We start from the raw sequence: 16,393 nt of genomic DNA, 5'->3' as shown, positions 1-16,393 counted from the left end.
CTGCTGACAAAGGTTAAAACACACGATTAATATTGTAAAAGTAGGGGGCGATTATATATCGCCCCGAACCGCACTTTGCATTTTTCCTTTATTGATTAAGCGCTTATACCGCACTTCGCAAACGGGCGGATATATAATCCGCCCCTACCCAGCCTAATCAAATATCTTTGTCAATAATCTGAGATGAACCGCACTGGGTTCATCTTTTTCTGTCAAATATTCGACCGCTGTCTATGCAGCCAATCTATTCAGCTAACATCTATGCGACTGAGTAAAGTGCGGTATTAAAGATATTTCGCTTTCAACTCTTTTGCAACGGCAATTTGTGCTTCAGTTAATTCTTTGGTCATCGGCTCACGGCAATAACCTGCGTCCACCCCTTCCAGTTTCAACAACTCTTTGATGGTCAAATATAAGCCATTGCCTAAAATCCCTTCGATCAAATCGTTAGTAACATGTTGGATTTCCAATGCTTCCTGAATTTGCCCGGCTTGCGCTTTTTCATAAATTTGACGTGCGCGAATACCGTTGACGTTGAAGGTACTGCCGATTGCGCCGTCGATGCCCAATACCGCTGCCGGTAACATCATTTCATCGAAGCCCGCCCAGATTAAGTGGTTCGGATACGCTTTTTTCAAGCGTTCCAACAGATAGAAATCGCCTGCGGTGAATTTCACACCGATGATTTTCTCATTTTCATACAGTTCACCGAATTGTGCTACACCGATGTTCACGCCGGTCAAGAACGGAATCGAATACACGATCATACGGTTGCCGGTGGCTTCAATGATGGTGTTATAGAAGTGTTTGATTTCCGGGAAGCTGAATTTGTAGTAGAACGGCGTCACTGCAGACAAACAGTCATAGCCTAATTCAGTAGCATATTTGCCCAATTCCACCGCTTCTTTCAAGTTCACACTGCCCACTTGAGCGATCAGCGCAATTTGATCTTTGGCTTCGTCTTTGGCAATGCGGAAAATCTCTTTTTTCTCTTCGGTCGAGAGCATAAAATTCTCACCGGTGCTGCCACCAACATATAGCCCGTCCACTTTCATTTTATCAATATTGTGACGAACGATTTGGCGCAAGCCTTTTTCATTAATTGTGCCGTCCGCATTGAAAGACACTAATAATGCACTAAAAATACCTTTTAAACTTTTCATGAACTCTCCTGAAGGATTAATAAAATTATTTGATACGTTGTTCGAGAATAACGTTAAGCGTTTTTTGTTTTTTACTCATGGAATTATCCGGCTCTGCCTGCACTAGCAGCGCGTAGATCAAATCCATCACGAATAATTGGGAAATTTTGGTACCGATCGAATCCCCTTGCAACTGCCCTTGGCGATTGCCGTTGATCAGTACATAATCGGCAACTTCAGTAATCGGCGAACGTAAATTGTGGGTGATCGCTACGGTTTTTGCCCCATTGGATCTGGCGATTTTCAGTGCTTGGGTTGTTTCAACCGAATAACCCGAATGACTAATACCAATAACAATATCGTTGCTATTCAGCAATGAAGCCTGCATATACATAAAGTGGTTATTGGTTAAGGCATCGACCTGCAAGCCGATTCGCAAGAATTTATGTTTGGCATCTTCCGCCGTTAAACCGGATGATCCCACACCAAATACGAAAATCCGTCTGGATTGACGAATGCTGTCCACCACTCTTTCCAATTCATCAAAATCCAATAGATTGATGGTTTCTGAAATTACATTCGACAGCACGCTTTGCAGTTTTAGCGCAATCTCTGCCGGCCCGTCTTCTCCGGCAATATCGGTGTCCAACAGTGAACCATTTTCTTTATTCTGCGTTGCCAATTCAATGGCGAGATCCAGTTTGAAATCGGTATAGCCTTTGAAACCTAAAGTACGGCAAAAACGGATGAATGTCGCTTCGCCGACATCCAATTTCGCAGCAACTTCCGATAATGAACATTGGTTGAGCAAATCGGGAGAGGTCAAAATGGCTGCTGCAATCCGCTTTTCCGTTTTAGTTAGGCTGCTTTGTAAAGCACCGATCGTATCTAAAATTTTTCCACCTTGATTCATAATGTGTTCCTCGATAATTTATAGTAGTGAATATGGGATCTTAACGACCAATTTCTTCACTTTAACACTCTGCCCGTCCACATGACAACCCGGTTTGTGCGCTTCATACGGAAAGAAAATCGCAAACATGTTCGGCGCAAGCAATACGCTATTTTTATATGCGATTGGTTGTGCCGTCAATTGGTAATCATCTTCGTCCTGATAGTCTTCATAACCGCTCAAGTCAGGGTTTCCGACACCAAATTCAATCAGCTCCGCTCCGGAAATCAATAACTGCACATCTAAATAACGATGATGCAATTCCGATTTTTTGCTGTCTGCCGCTGCGGTTTCAAACTCCATCACATTCATGAAAATATCATCATTAATCTCGTGTCTGCCCAAGGTTAGTGCTTGCAAATCTAAGCCTTTTAAATATTCGCAAACTTCAGCAATCACCGGTGACAAGCCCAATGTGCCGTTATCTTTGTTCAAATCCCCTAAAATCATATGCGCAATCCCTTATCTTTTATTGAAATTTTTACGGTTTTTTTGTTTTGTGGCTAATTCATTCTGCCACCAAAGTGCCGCCCCCAGTAAACCGGCATCTGATCCGCAAGCCGCTGGTACCACTTCGGTTTGATAAAAGTGCGGTAGCTGCTGCAAATAACTGTTCACCAACGGCAAATAGCCTTCCGCTAAACCGACGCTGCCCCCCAACACTACTCGCTGAATATCATTCGCGATCACTAAATCGGCGATCAAATTGGCAATGGCTCTCGCTGAGCGTTGCACCACTTCAACCGCTTGTGGCACGCCTTGACGAAAACGGGCGAATACTTCTGCCGGTTCACAAGGATCATCCCACTTCGCTGCGGCAGCTTCAATTGCCCGTCCGGCTGCAATCGCTTCGACACAACCTTGTCGTCCGCAGCCACAGATAGGGCCGTTTGGATCCGCCAGCGTATGCCCGATATGACCGGCAATGCCGTTCGGACCGATTTGCAACTTTCCATTCAGAATAATGCCACCGCCAACACCGGTTGAAACGGTGATAAAAACAAAATTCTCAACTTTTTTCGTCAATAATTGATATTCCGCATAGGCTGCTGCCTGTACGTCATTCAACAAACCGATCGGTGCCGCCGTATACTCAGCGATTGTATCCAGCAATGGGAATTCCGCCAAGCCACCCAGATTTTTCGGGTTAAGTGCGGTCAAGATACCTTTGTTGATGATGCCTGTTGAGGCAACTGCAACCGAGTCAAACATGCCTTGCTGTTGCTGTATAATATCAGCCAGTGCCTGCCTCATACCACTTGCGGCTTCATCCTGTGGCGTTCTAATTTGTTGGCGTTGTTCGATAATTTTGCCGGTAATCAACGCACTGGCTATTTTGGTTCCACCAATATCAATCGCTAAACAACACTTCATGTTAACAGATTCCTATTTATTTTTAACGGCATTAATTTTATCAACAAACCAACCGACAATATGCTCCAAACGAGTTAGCGCCGAGCCGACCGTGACCGAATAAGCACCGTTTTCAATTGCCATTGCAGCCATTTCCGGCGAATTATAGCGCCCTTCTGCCATCACGCGACAGCCGGCAGCTTTCAAATCCTGCACCAGTTTGACATCCGGTTCTGACGGAATTTCCCCACCGGTATAACCGGACATGGTACTACCGATCAAATCTACACCAAGATTTTGACAGTACATACCTTCTTCAAAATTGGAGCAATCCGCCATTGAAAGGCAGCCCAACGCTTTAATCCGAGCAATAATCACATCACGCGCCACCGGACGAATACGATCCGTACCGTCAAAAGCAATAATATCCGCGCCAGCCGCTGCCAAATCATCAATATCCTGTAAAAACGGGCTAATACGAACCGGGCTATCTTCCAGATCGCGCTTTACAATACCGATAATCGGCACATCAACTTTTGCACGAGTCGCTTTTAAATTGTCGATCCCCTCAATACGCAATCCCGCGGCACCCCCTATTACTGATGCCTGAGCCATCGCTGCCACAATCTCCGGTGAATCCATCGGACCATCATCTACCGGCTGGCAAGATGCAATTAACCCCTGTTCAAGCATAGCCAATATTTTTTCTTTATTTAGTTTTGACATTTTAACTCCACATACTACAAATTTAAAGAAGATTGACTTCAATACGCATAGAGTAATACTTCATTTCAATCATAACAAGTGAAATCGTTAAAAAATGAGATCTTTATCATAAATTGAACTATCGCCGTCAAAATCAGCAAAGATAAATCTGATCCCGAGCAATCGCGAAGCTACTTTTTAGCATATAAAAACGTTATAATTCGCCTATTGTTCACTAGGGTCTGTTGATGTTTGTTTATATTTTAGACAAAAGCAACAGACCCTACTTATCCATCGATTATTATGCAAAAAAAATCTGTTTACATCGCCTACACCGGCGGCACAATCGGTATGAAACCGTCAAAGTGCGGTTATGTGCCACAACCGGGATTTATGTCTTCTTATTTAAACAGCCTACCTGAGCTACAACGCGCCGAAATACCGCACTTTATCGTACACGAATACGATGAACTGATAGATTCCGCCAATATGACACCGCAGCATTGGCAGCAAATTGCCGATGATATCAAAAAACATTATCACGATTATGATGCCTTTATTATTCTACACGGCACCGACACCATGGCTTACACCGCCTCTGCACTGTCATTCATGCTGGAGAATCTAACCAAACCGGTGATCGTCACCGGCTCGCAAATTCCGATTTCCGGGCTGCGTTCCGACGGTTTAACCAATTTGTTGAATGCGCTATATCTGGTCGCCCACTACCCTATCCGTGAAGTTTGCTTATTTTTTAACAATAAGCTGTTTCGTGGCAACCGTTCGACCAAAAGCCATGCAGATGGGTTTGATGCATTTTCTTCCCCCAACTATCCAGTGTTGGTCGAGGCGGGGATCAATATTGCTATCAATTATGCAGCGCTAAATGTCAGTGCCAGAGGGGAATTTAAACTGCACAATATTACGCCGCAGCCAATTGGGATTGTGATGCTGTATCCGGGGATTTCGCCTGATGTTATCCGCAATATTTTGCAGCAGCCGGTCAATGCGCTGATTTTATTAACCTTTGGTATCGGCAACGCACCAGATAACCCGGAAATTCTGGATTTGCTGCACAGTGCTTATCAGAAAGGCATTATCGTATTGAATCTGACCCAGTGTTTTGCCGGTAAAGTCAATATGGGGGGCTACGCCACCGGCAATGCGCTGGAGCAAGTCGGTGTGATCAGCGGGCATGATATGACGGTCGAAGCAGCATTGGCAAAGATGCATTTTCTGTTAAGCCAAACGTTAACAATTGAGCAAGTACGGCAGAAAATGACAACGAATCTACGCGGCGAAGTCTCGCTGTGAGACCGCACTTTGCTTTTTCGATTGAAATTTATCAAACAAATATCACAAAAAACAGAATATTCACTAAGCAAAATTGTTTTTTACCGATATACTACAGCGGATTTTCTGTTAAATCATAATAAATAATTAATTATCTTATTCGGAGGTATTCAATGGAATACATTCAAGCATTTTTTGATTTGATCGGCAACCTCACTTGGGGCTGGGCGCTGATTCCAATGTTAATCATTTTCGGCTTGCTCTTCAGTATCATCAGCGGCTGGGCACAGTTTCGCTATTTCGGACGGATGTTTAAATCACTGCGCCAAGACAAAACCAATGCTAACAGTACAAGTATTACCGGACGTCAGGCACTGTTGGTGTCGATTGGCGGACGTGTCGGTGGTGGTAATATCGCCGGCGTCGCTGTTGCCATTTCTTTAGGCGGGCCGGGTGCAGTGTTTTGGATGTGGGTGGTTGCTTTAATCGGCATGGTCACCAGTATCGTCGAATGTACCCTTGCACAACTATATAAACACAAAACCCACGATGGTCATTTCCGCGGCGGCTCTGCACGCTTTATCGTACACGGATTGGGCGAAAAATACCGTTGGATGGCGATTGTATACTCAATCTGTCTGATTGTTTCATTCTCGATCGGCTTTAATGCTTTCCAAGGTAACACCGTTGCCGGTGCCATGCTGGATAGCCTCGGAATCGAGCGAATCTATACCGGTATTTTGCTTGCATTACTTGGCGGCTTGATTATCTTTGGCGGTATCAAACGTATTTCACAAGCGTCTGATGTCATCATCCCGGTAATGGCATTGCTATATATGGCGATGGCAATCATCGTTATCGTGATGAATATCACTGAGCTGCCGGCCGTTATCACCACGATTGTCAAAAGTGCTTTCGGATTAGATTCCGTGGTCGGCGGTGGTATGGGTGTCGCCATAGCTCAAGGAATGCGTCGTGGTCTGTTCTCCAATGAAGCCGGTCTGGGTTCTGCGCCTAACGTTGCGGCAACCGCTGATGTTAAACACCCGGTCACACAAGGGATTGCACAGTCATTATCCGTGTTTATTGATACGATTATTATCTGTAGCTGTACTGCCTTCATTATTTTATTGGGCGATGTCTATGTGCCGGGTGCAGAAATTGACGGTGTGGTACTGACCCAACAGTCATTAGTACACCACTTAGGCAACTGGTCGCAATACCTGCTCACCTTCTCTATTTTGCTGTTCTCATTCAGCTCAGTAATCTATAACTACTACCTCGGTGAAAATGCCATGAGCTTCTTGTTCTACGGCAAAAAAGAGAAGTTACCGATTCTGTTACTCCGTTTAGCTGTTATCGTCATTCTGTTCTTAGGCGCAACCGCCCCGGGTGCAACGGCAGTATTCTTCTTCTCCGATCCACTAATGGGGGTGTTGGCACTATTCAACTTGCTGGCATTAATCATGCTGTTCCCACAAGTGATGCGTCTGCTCACCGATTACCGTAATCAATTGAAACAAGGCATCGAAGATCCCGTATTTAACCCAGATCAGTTCCCAGAACTGGATATTGATCGTAACGCTTGGAAAGGCCAGAAATAGCTGCTTGAATGAATACAAAAGTGCGGTTTGACGATACGCTAACCGCACTTTTTTGCATTAATATTTCAATAAATATTGAAATAATAGGAAATGACTATGTCCGCTATAACCCTCTATCACAACCCGCAATGCGGTACTTCACGCAATGTATTAGCCTTGATCCGCCATTGCGGTATTGAGCCGACAGTGATTCACTACTTGGAAAATCCGCCCGATGAAGCCACCCTGCGCGATTTACTGGCAAAAATGGCAATCAGCCCGCAGCAATTGTTGCGTCGTAACGTTGCACCATATCACGACTTGGGGTTAGATAACGATAATATCAGCGATGACCAGATTATTGCGGCTATGCTGCAAGAGCCGATTTTGATTAACCGACCGATTGTGATCACCCCAAAAGGCTGTAAACTGTGCCGCCCGTCCGAAGCGGTGTTAGAGATTCTGCCTGTTGCCTTGCCCACTGTTTTCTACAAAGAAGACGGTGAAGCAATTTATCCACGCTAACCAGGAACATGCTCATGGGACTGTTTGAACGTTATTTAACCCTGTGGGTTGCGCTCGCCATTCTTGCCGGTGTATTCGCTAAGCATAAAAAAGCCGTAGAGAAATTCGCTACGGCTTGATTCAGTTCATTTAAAAACTATTTTTTCTTCTTCGCTTTCGCATTCGGCAAGTCAGTCACCGTACCTTCGAACACTTCTGCCGCCAAACCGACGGATTCGTGCAAGGTCGGGTGCGCATGGATGGTCAGCGCCAAATCTTCCGCATCACAACCCATTTCGATCGCCAAACCGATTTCGCCTAACAACTCACCGCCGTTAGTACCGACGATTGCGCCACCGATCACACGATGGGAATCTTTATCGAAAATCAATTTGGTCATCCCGTCTGCACAGTCGGAAGCGATCGCACGTCCGGAGGCTGCCCAAGGGAAAAGTGCGGTTTCGTAGTTGATGCCTTCCGCCTTACACTCTTTCTCGGTTTTGCCGACCCATGCCACTTCCGGCTCGGTGTAAGCGATAGATGGGATCACTTTCGGATCGAAATAGTGTTTTTTGCCCGCAATCACTTCTGCCGCAACATGACCTTCATGCACGCCTTTGTGCGCCAACATCGGCTGTCCGACCACGTCACCAATCGCAAAAATATGATCCACGTTGGTACGCATTTGCTTGTCGGTGCGGATAAAACCACGTTCATCCACTTCCACTCCGGCAACACCGGCATCGATCAACTTACCGTTAGGGGTACGCCCGATTGCCACCAACACCGCATCATAACGGCGGGTTTCATTGGCTGCTTTGCCCTCCATCGACACATAAATGCCGTCGGCTTTGGCTTCCACTGCGGTCACTTTGGTTTCCAGCAACAGATTGAATTTTTTCTCAATGCGTTTGGTATAAATTTTGACGATGTCTTTATCTGCCGCCGGGATCACTTGGTCAAACATTTCAACTACATCAATTTTTGAACCCAGTGCGTGATATACCGTACCCATTTCCAAACCGATGATACCACCGCCCATGATCAATAGATTTTCCGGTACTGAGGTTAATTTCAGCGCATCGGTTGAGTCCCAAATGCGTGGATCTTCATGTGGGATAAACGGTAACTGGATCGGGCGTGAACCCGCCGCAATAATCGCATTGTCGAATTTAATCGTGACATCACCGTCTTCTCCGGCCACGATCAAGGAGTTGGCGCCGGAAAATTTGCCGTAGCCATTCACCACTTGTACCTTACGCATCTTCGCCATACCGGCCAGCCCGCCGGTCAGTTGGTTGATTACTTTCTCTTTCCAACCACGAATTTTATCCACATCGGTGCTTGGCTCACCAAACACGATGCCATGTTGTGCCAACGCTTTGGCTTCTTCAATCACTTTTGCTACATGCAGCAAAGCTTTGGACGGAATACAGCCTACATTCAGACAAACGCCGCCCAAGGTTGAAAAACGCTCGACGATCACGGTGTCTAATCCCAAATCGGCGCAACGAAACGCTGCGGAGTAACCCGCCGGGCCGGCACCCAAAACCACCACCTGTGTTTTAATCTCTTTACTCATAATAACCTCTTAAATTTGGCTTTATACGAAACCGCACTTTCAATTTCTGTTCCGAACCTCTCCGCATTGACGGAGAGGCGTTAAGTCATTACATGACCAAGCGGCGTAGATCCGACAGTACCCCATTGATGAAGGTCACAAATCTGGCGCCGTCCGCTCCGTCAATCACACGGTGATCATAAGAAAGCGACAGTGGCAGCATCAAGCGCGGGCTAAACTCTTTGCCGTTCCAGACCGGCGTCATTTCCGATTTAGACACGCCCAGAATAGCGACCTCAGGCGCATTCACGATCGGCGTAAAGTGCGTACCACCAATGCCGCCAAGGCTAGAAATGGTGAAACAGCCACCTTGCATATCCGATGCCGTCAGCTTGCCTGCACGGGCTTTTTTCGAGATTTCAGCCAATTCACGCGACAGTTCAATAATGCCTTTTTTGTTGACATCACGGAACACTGGCACTACTAAACCGTTCGGTGTATCCACCGCCACACCGACATTGATGTATTTTTTCAAGGTCAGACGTTGTGCATCTTCTGAAATTGAGCTGTTGAAACGTGGATACGCTTCCAACGCTTTGGCAACCGCTTTCATAATAAACACCAACGGCGTGATTTTCACATCCAGTTTCTGTTTCTCTGCCAGCACGTTTTGTTCTTTACGGAACGCTTCCAAATCGGTGATGTCGGCTTTGTCCCATTGAGTGACATGCGGAATCATCACCCAGTTACGATGCAGGTTAGCGCCGGAAATCTTCTGGATACGACCCAGTTCCACTTCTTCCACTTCGCCAAATTTGCTGAAATCCACTTTTGGCCAAGGCAACAAGCCCAAACCGGCTCCAGACGGTGCAGCACCTGCTGTCGCCGCAACTGCACCGGATTCGACCAGTTTGATGGCATTTTTGACATAGGCTTGCACGTCTTCTTTCAGAATACGACCTTTACGCCCGGTACCTTTAACCTTATCCAGATTAACACCGAACTCACGCGCCAAACGGCGCACCACCGGGGTTGCATGGGCAAAAACCGCACTTGCCGTGACATCTTGTTGTGAGCCAACTGATTGTGCAGCTGCTGCGCTAGTCGATGGTGCTGATTCCGCTTTAGCTGCTGTGGCTGCTTGTGGTGCTGCCGCTTGAGCCGGTGCCGCACCTGCGACTTCAAAGCGCATAATCAAACTGCCGGTAGAGACTTTGTCCCCGACTTTGATCAAGATCTCTTTCAGCACGCCCGCAAACGGCGCAGGCACTTCCATCGAGGCTTTGTCACCTTCGACGGTGATTAACGATTGCTCTTCGCTAATGCTGTCGCCAACATTGACCATAATTTCAGTGACATTGACTTCATCGCCACCGATATCTGGCACATTAACATCCACCACCGATGGCGCCGCACTGGCAGTCGGTGCGGCGGCTTCAGTCTGTGTTGGTGCAGCAGTAGAAGCGGCGGCTGCCGTTTCAAAGCGCATAATCAGTGAACCGGTAGAGACTTTGTCCCCGGCAACCACTAAAATTTCTTTTACTACACCGGCAAACGGTGCTGGCACTTCCATCGAGGCTTTGTCACCTTCAACAGTCAACAGTGATTGCTCTTCGCTAACGCTGTCACCAACCTTCACCATGATTTCGGTGACGTTGACTTCATCGCCACCGATATCCGGCACGCTGACATCAACAACCGCACTTTGCCCCGCAGGAGCGGCGCTTGGTACAGCTTCAGGTCTAGCTTCAACTTTAGCTTCCGTGGTTGCGACCGCACTTTCAAACACCATCATCGCTGAACCAGTCGATACTTTATCGCCCACTTTAACTAAAATTTCTTTGACGACACCACTTTCCGGCGAAGGCACTTCCATGGAGGCCTTATCGCCTTCCACATTGATCAAGCTCTGCTCAACTTCAACGCTATCGCCTACTTTTACCATAATTTCGGTAACTGTCACTTCATCGCTGCCGATATCCGGCACTTGAATTTGTTTAGACATGCTATTTCCTTTTTCTAATGACAATTAAGCATACAATGGATTGATTTTATCTGCGTCAATGCCGTATTTCTTAATGGCATCGGCTACCGCTTGGTTATCAACCACACCTTGTTTTGCTAATTCGGTCAATGCCGCCACAACAATATATTGTGCATTCACTTCGAAATGTTCACGCAAGTTTTCACGACTGTCGGAGCGACCGAAACCGTCAGTACCCAATACACGGTAGCTTTGCGCCGGAATAAACGGACGCACTTGCTCTGCAAACAGTTTCATGTAATCAGTTGCTGCGATTGCCGGTGCATCGTTCATCACCTGTGCGATATAAGGCACACGAGCGGTTTGTGTCGGGTGCAACAAATTCCAACGATCGGCATCTGCGCCTTCACGCGCAACTTCGGTGAATGAGGTCACGCTGTAAACATCGGAAGTTACCCCGTATTCGTCTGCCAACAGTTTCGCCGCTTCACGAACATAACGTAAAATTGCGCCGGATCCCAACAACTGCACTTTGCCTTTGCCTTGACCGGTGACGGTTTCAAACTTATACAAGCCCTTACGAATGCCTTCTTCTGCCCCTTTCGGCATTGCCGGTTGATCGTAAGTTTCGTTTAAGGTGGTGATGTAGTAATAAATATTTTCTTGCTCAGGACCATACATACGACGTACGCCATCTTGCATAATCACGGCAACTTCATAGGCAAATGCCGGATCGTAAGAAATACAGTTCGGAATGGTCAGCGACTGAATGTGGCTGTGGCCGTCTTCATGCTGCAAACCTTCACCGTTCAAGGTGGTACGACCGGAAGTTCCGCCGATCATAAAACCGCGCGCTTGTTGATCGCCTGCTGCCCACATCAGATCGCCAACCCGTTGAAAACCAAACATTGAGTAGTAAACAAAGAACGGAATCATCGGCACATTGTTGGTGCTGTAAGACGTTGCTGCCGCCAACCAAGAAGAGGTAGCGCCCAATTCATTGATCCCTTCCTGCAAGACTTGACCATCAATTGCTTCACGGTAGTAAGCCACTTGCTCTCTGTCTTGCGGGGTATAGTTTTGACCGTGTGGATTGTAGATTCCGATTTGACGGAACAACCCTTCCATCCCGAAAGTGCGGGCTTCGTCGGCTAAAATCGGCACAATGTGTTTACCGACTGATTTGTTTTTCAACAATACATTTAAGGAACGGACAAACGCCATCGTGGTAGAAATCGGACGGGATTGCGCTTCAAACAGTTGCGCAAACTCTTCCAGCTCCGGCACTTCCAGCTCGGTAGTGAAACGTGGTGAGCGTGTCGGTACATAGCCTTGCAGCGCTTTACGGTGCTCGTGCAGATATTTATACTCTTCGGAATCTTTTTCGAAGGTAATATACGGCAGTTTTTCTACTTCTTCGTCGCTGAGATCAATCGAGAATTGGTCACGCACATGACGCACGCCGGACATATCCATTTTCTTGACTTGGTGGGCAATATTTTTGCCTTCTGCCGCATCGCCCATGCCGTAGCCCTTGATGGTTTTAACCAACAGCACCACTGGTTTGCCTTGCACCTGTTTGGCTTTGTTAAATGCCGCAAAGACTTTGATCGGGTCATGACCACCACGATTCAACGCCCAGATTTCATCATCGGTCATATCCGCAACCAAAGCTTCGGTTTCAGGGTAACGTCCAAAGAAGTGTTTACGCACGTAAGCCCCGTCTTTAGATTTAAAGGTTTGATAATCGCCGTCGACCACTTCCATCATCAATTGCAACAATTTGCCGGTGGTGTCACGTTGCAATAAGCGATCCCAACGGCGACCCCAAATCACTTTGATCACTTCCCAGCCAGCGCCGATAAACAGACTTTCCAACTCTTGGATAATTTTGCCGTTGCCGGTCACCGGACCGTCAAGCCGCTGTAAGTTACAGTTGATCACAAATACCAGATTATCCAGCTTTTCACGCGCTGCAAATGAAAGCGCACCACGCGATTCCACTTCATCCATTTCGCCGTCACCCAAGAAAGCATAAACCGTTTGATCTGCAGTATCTTTCAAGCCACGATTGTGTAGATATTTCAGGAAGCGCGCTTGATAAATCGAGTTGATCGGGCCCAATCCCATTGAAACCGTCGGGAACTGCCAGAATTCAGGCATCAATTTCGGGTGCGGATAAGAGGAGATGCCTTTGCCATGCACCTCTTGGCGGAAATTATCCAACTGCTCTGCCGTTAAGCGACCTTCAAGGAAGGCACGGGAGTAAATTCCCGGCGAAATATGCCCTTGGAAAAACACCAAATCGCCGCCGTTTTTCTCGGTCGCCGCTTTGAAAAAGTGGTTGAAGCACACTTCATAAATGGTAGCGGAAGATTGGAACGACGCCATATGGCCGCCCAATTCCAAATCTTTTTTGGAGGCACGCAACACCATCATCATCGCATTCCAGCGAATAGCGCCACGGATTCTACGTTCTAAATCCAAATTGCCAGGGTAATTCGGTTCTTCGCTGGTTGGAATGGTATTAACGTAGTCGGTGCTGATACCGGTTGGCAAAGCAACACTGTTTGCTCTGGCACGCTGCATTAATTGTTCGATAATAAATTGAGCACGCTCTGCGCCCTCTTCACGGATAACGGAGTCAATCGCCAACAACCAATCGTTGGTTTCCACTGTATCCACGTCATTTTTAACCATATCGGACATGGTAATTCCCTTTTGTTGATTAAAAAACACTTGAAATCGGCGCTAAATCACCGAATTCCCCAGAATTTATAATAAGTAATTAAAAAGAAAAGCATTTTAAAACACCATTCGCATTTTTAACAATTTGTAATAAAAATGCTAAAATTATCCTGTCTAATATAGCCTAAAATGCACCAAATATTAATCCTTAAGTGCAAAATATCTGCTAATCACTCAACTTTTTTTATAAAAATGTTAATTTTTTCATATATGGCTACTCACAGCTGTTGATGTTTGTTTATATTTTGAGACCTATTTTTCCCCAAAAACCGCACTTTGTGATCAAAAAACGCTGCAAAGATCAACAGTTCCTAGCCTTTTTACCTCAAATTCTATACAATCGCCCCGATTTTATTCCTGTTATTTATTATTGAAATGTTGAGAAATGATATGAGCACCACACCCAATATCGGCTTTTTAAGTTTAGGCTGCCCCAAAAATCTGGTCGATTCCGAACGAATCCTCACCGAACTGCGCGCCGACGGTTACAACATTGTGCCGAGTTATGACAACGCCGATCTGGTGATCGTCAACACTTGCGGTTTCATCGACAGCGCGGTGCAAGAATCACTGGAGGCGATTGGCGAGGCGCTGGCAGAAAACGGTAAGGTGATCGTCACCGGCTGCTTAGGCGCCAAAGAAGATCAGATCCGCCAAGTGCACCCGAAAGTGTTGGAAGTGAGCGGCCCACACAGTTATGAAACCGTGTTGAAACAGGTGCATCAATATGTGCCCAAACCCGAATACAACCCATATATCAACTTGGTGCCGAAACAAGGGATAAAACTGACCCCAAAACACTATGCCTACCTCAAAATTTCCGAAGGCTGCGACCACCGCTGCACCTTCTGTATCATTCCGTCGATGCGTGGCGATTTAGACAGCCGCCCGATCGGCAATGTGCTGGACGAAGCCAAACGATTGGCTGATGCCGGAGTGAAAGAGTTGTTGGTGGTGTCGCAAGATACTTCTGCTTACACCCTTGATAAAACCAAAGCTGACAAAAGCAAAACCGCATTTTGGAATGGCATGCCAATTCGCAACGACTTACTGTCACTCTGTGAACAGTTAGCAAAATTGAATATTTGGGTGCGACTGCATTATGTGTATCCTTATCCGCATGTGGATAAACTAATTCCATTAATGGCAGAAGGCAAAATTTTGCCGTATTTGGATATTCCGCTACAACACGCCAGCCCGAAAATTTTGAAAGCAATGAAGCGTCCCGGTGCGATTGAGCGCACGTTGGAACGGATTAAACAATGGCGACAAATCTGCCCGGAATTAACCCTGCGATCGACCTTTATCGTCGGCTTTCCGGGCGAAACAGAACAGGATTTTCAACTGTTATTGGATTTCCTACAAGAGGCACAGCTGGATCGCGTCGGCTGTTTCAAATTCAGCCCGGTGGACGGTGCCGTTGCAACCGAAATGGACGACCAAGTGCCGGAAGAGATTAAAGAACAGCGCTTCCATCGTTTTATGCAGTTGCAGCAACAGATCTCCGCGCAACGGCTACAACAAAAAATCGGCAAAACATTGGCAGTCATTATTGATGAAATTGATGATGACGGCATCATCGGACGCTCAATGGCAGATGCGCCAGAGATCGACGGCGTAGTCTATTTAGACAATCCAAGCCAAAGTGCGGTCAAGGTCGGTGATATTGTGCAAGCGGTGATCCATAATGCGGATGAATATGATTTATGGGGTGAGATTGTCTAATCCGACCGCACTTTAAGCGCAATAACGTCAAAAACAAAACCGCAGTGGGAAACAGGCTGCGGTTTTTTTGTTCATTACCCTCAATTTATCCCCTATTTCAATAATCCCACTATCAGGACAAAAATAACAATCCGCACGTGAAACGTGCGGTTTTTCGGCTACCCTATAAGGGCCTAGTACTTCACATGCCCCTCAAGGGGCATGTGAAAAGACTGACAACTGTACAATAACTCTGTGGCTTACCCCTTAAAGGGGTCCACATATTCTTTCTTCGATAAATTATCTTGAATCATGTCTTCTTTTTCCTGATTCCTGATATATTCCTCTACAACTTTTGTATTTAAACCCACTGTACTTACATAATAACCTTTCGCCCAAAAATTTCGGTTTCCATACTTATATTTTAGGTTTGCATGTCTTTCAAAAATCATGAGCGACGATTTCCCTTTTAAATATCCCATGAAACTTGATACTGCCAGCTTTGGCGGAATTTTTAAGAGCATATGAATATGATCTTTCATTGCGTGGGCTTCTATTATTTCGACATTTTTGTAATGGCATAACTGCCGTAATATGCTGCCTATATCCATTCGTAATTTCCCATAAATCGCTTTTCGTCTGAATTTTGGGATAAAGACTATGTGATACTTACAGTTCTATCTTGTGTGTGATAGACTCGAATCGTCATTGGACTTACTTGCCATTGGCATATCCTCCTATATCTTGAATTTTGGTTGTCAGCCTTGTTCATTATATCGGAGGATTTTTTCTTTTCATCGCTTAAGCTCTTTGATTCCATACGCATAGCGTATGGTTTTTATAGGCAGCCTTCGTCTGCCTATA

The 16,393-nt window shown here is 46.1% G+C and carries 12 protein-coding genes and 1 pseudogene; 4 read left to right on the top strand and 9 right to left on the bottom strand.

Annotated elements, in window-relative coordinates:
* Positions 1-284: 284 nt before the first annotated feature.
* From nanA to FHQ30_RS08335, 5 genes are read right to left on the bottom strand one after another with little or no spacing between them, the layout of a single operon-like run.
* Complete coding sequence (gene nanA / locus FHQ30_RS08355) at positions 285-1,163, bottom strand: N-acetylneuraminate lyase (protein ID WP_139611995.1); 879 nt, start codon at positions 1,161-1,163, stop codon at positions 285-287.
* 25 nt (positions 1,164-1,188) lie between these two features.
* Positions 1,189-2,055: a MurR/RpiR family transcriptional regulator gene (locus FHQ30_RS08350; protein WP_132964575.1), complete on the bottom strand. Its 867-nt coding sequence runs from the start codon at positions 2,053-2,055 to the stop codon at positions 1,189-1,191.
* Between the two features lie 18 nt (positions 2,056-2,073).
* On the bottom strand, positions 2,074-2,544 hold the full coding sequence (gene nanQ, locus FHQ30_RS08345) for an N-acetylneuraminate anomerase (protein WP_139611994.1): 471 nt from the start codon (positions 2,542-2,544) through the stop codon (positions 2,074-2,076).
* A 12-nt stretch (positions 2,545-2,556) separates the two neighbouring features.
* Positions 2,557-3,468: an N-acetylmannosamine kinase gene (locus FHQ30_RS08340; RefSeq protein WP_139611993.1), complete on the bottom strand. Its 912-nt coding sequence runs from the start codon at positions 3,466-3,468 to the stop codon at positions 2,557-2,559.
* 12 nt (positions 3,469-3,480) lie between these two features.
* Positions 3,481-4,173: an N-acetylmannosamine-6-phosphate 2-epimerase gene (locus FHQ30_RS08335; protein ID WP_139611992.1), complete on the bottom strand. Its 693-nt coding sequence runs from the start codon at positions 4,171-4,173 to the stop codon at positions 3,481-3,483.
* Between the two features lie 282 nt (positions 4,174-4,455).
* Here FHQ30_RS08335 and ansA point away from each other — a divergent pair, with 282 nt between their 5' ends.
* The 3 genes from ansA to arsC all read left to right on the top strand — a co-directional run bounded on the left by ansA (position 4,456) and on the right by arsC (position 7,553).
* Positions 4,456-5,466 (top strand): asparaginase, encoded by a 1,011-nt coding sequence (ansA, locus tag FHQ30_RS08330; RefSeq protein ID WP_139611991.1) that lies wholly within the window; start codon positions 4,456-4,458, stop codon positions 5,464-5,466.
* 152 nt (positions 5,467-5,618) lie between these two features.
* A complete protein-coding gene (locus tag FHQ30_RS08325) occupies positions 5,619-7,049 on the top strand; it encodes an alanine/glycine:cation symporter family protein (RefSeq protein WP_132964587.1) in 1,431 nt (476 codons plus the stop codon).
* A gap of 96 nt (positions 7,050-7,145) precedes the next feature.
* Positions 7,146-7,553, top strand: a complete 408-nt coding sequence (gene arsC / locus FHQ30_RS08320; RefSeq protein WP_139611990.1) for an arsenate reductase (glutaredoxin) — start codon at positions 7,146-7,148, stop codon at positions 7,551-7,553.
* Positions 7,554-7,689: 136 nt separating this feature from the next.
* On the opposite strand, the gene lpdA is transcribed toward arsC, so the two are convergent.
* The 3 genes from lpdA to aceE all read right to left on the bottom strand — a co-directional run bounded on the left by lpdA (position 7,690) and on the right by aceE (position 13,786).
* On the bottom strand, positions 7,690-9,114 hold the full coding sequence (gene lpdA, locus FHQ30_RS08315; protein WP_139611989.1) for a dihydrolipoyl dehydrogenase: 1,425 nt from the start codon (positions 9,112-9,114) through the stop codon (positions 7,690-7,692).
* An 88-nt stretch (positions 9,115-9,202) separates the two neighbouring features.
* On the bottom strand, positions 9,203-11,098 hold the full coding sequence (aceF, locus tag FHQ30_RS08310; RefSeq protein ID WP_139611988.1) for a pyruvate dehydrogenase complex dihydrolipoyllysine-residue acetyltransferase: 1,896 nt from the start codon (positions 11,096-11,098) through the stop codon (positions 9,203-9,205).
* Positions 11,099-11,122: 24 nt separating this feature from the next.
* On the bottom strand, positions 11,123-13,786 hold the full coding sequence (gene aceE, locus FHQ30_RS08305) for a pyruvate dehydrogenase (acetyl-transferring), homodimeric type (protein ID WP_139611987.1): 2,664 nt from the start codon (positions 13,784-13,786) through the stop codon (positions 11,123-11,125).
* Positions 13,787-14,215: 429 nt separating this feature from the next.
* Between aceE and rimO the strand changes: the two genes are divergently transcribed.
* Positions 14,216-15,550: a 30S ribosomal protein S12 methylthiotransferase RimO gene (rimO, locus tag FHQ30_RS08300; protein WP_139611986.1), complete on the top strand. Its 1,335-nt coding sequence runs from the start codon at positions 14,216-14,218 to the stop codon at positions 15,548-15,550.
* Between the two features lie 239 nt (positions 15,551-15,789).
* Here rimO and tnpA read toward each other — a convergent pair.
* Positions 15,790-16,254, bottom strand: a pseudogene (gene tnpA / locus FHQ30_RS08295) (IS200/IS605 family transposase).
* Between the last annotated feature and the right edge of the window lie 139 nt (positions 16,255-16,393).

Origin of the sequence: Testudinibacter sp. 'clade 2', from assembly GCF_006227735.1 — a bacterium.
Taxonomy (GTDB): Bacteria; Pseudomonadota; Gammaproteobacteria; order Enterobacterales; family Pasteurellaceae; genus Chelonobacter.
This window is presented reverse-complemented; position numbering and strand designations above follow the sequence as displayed.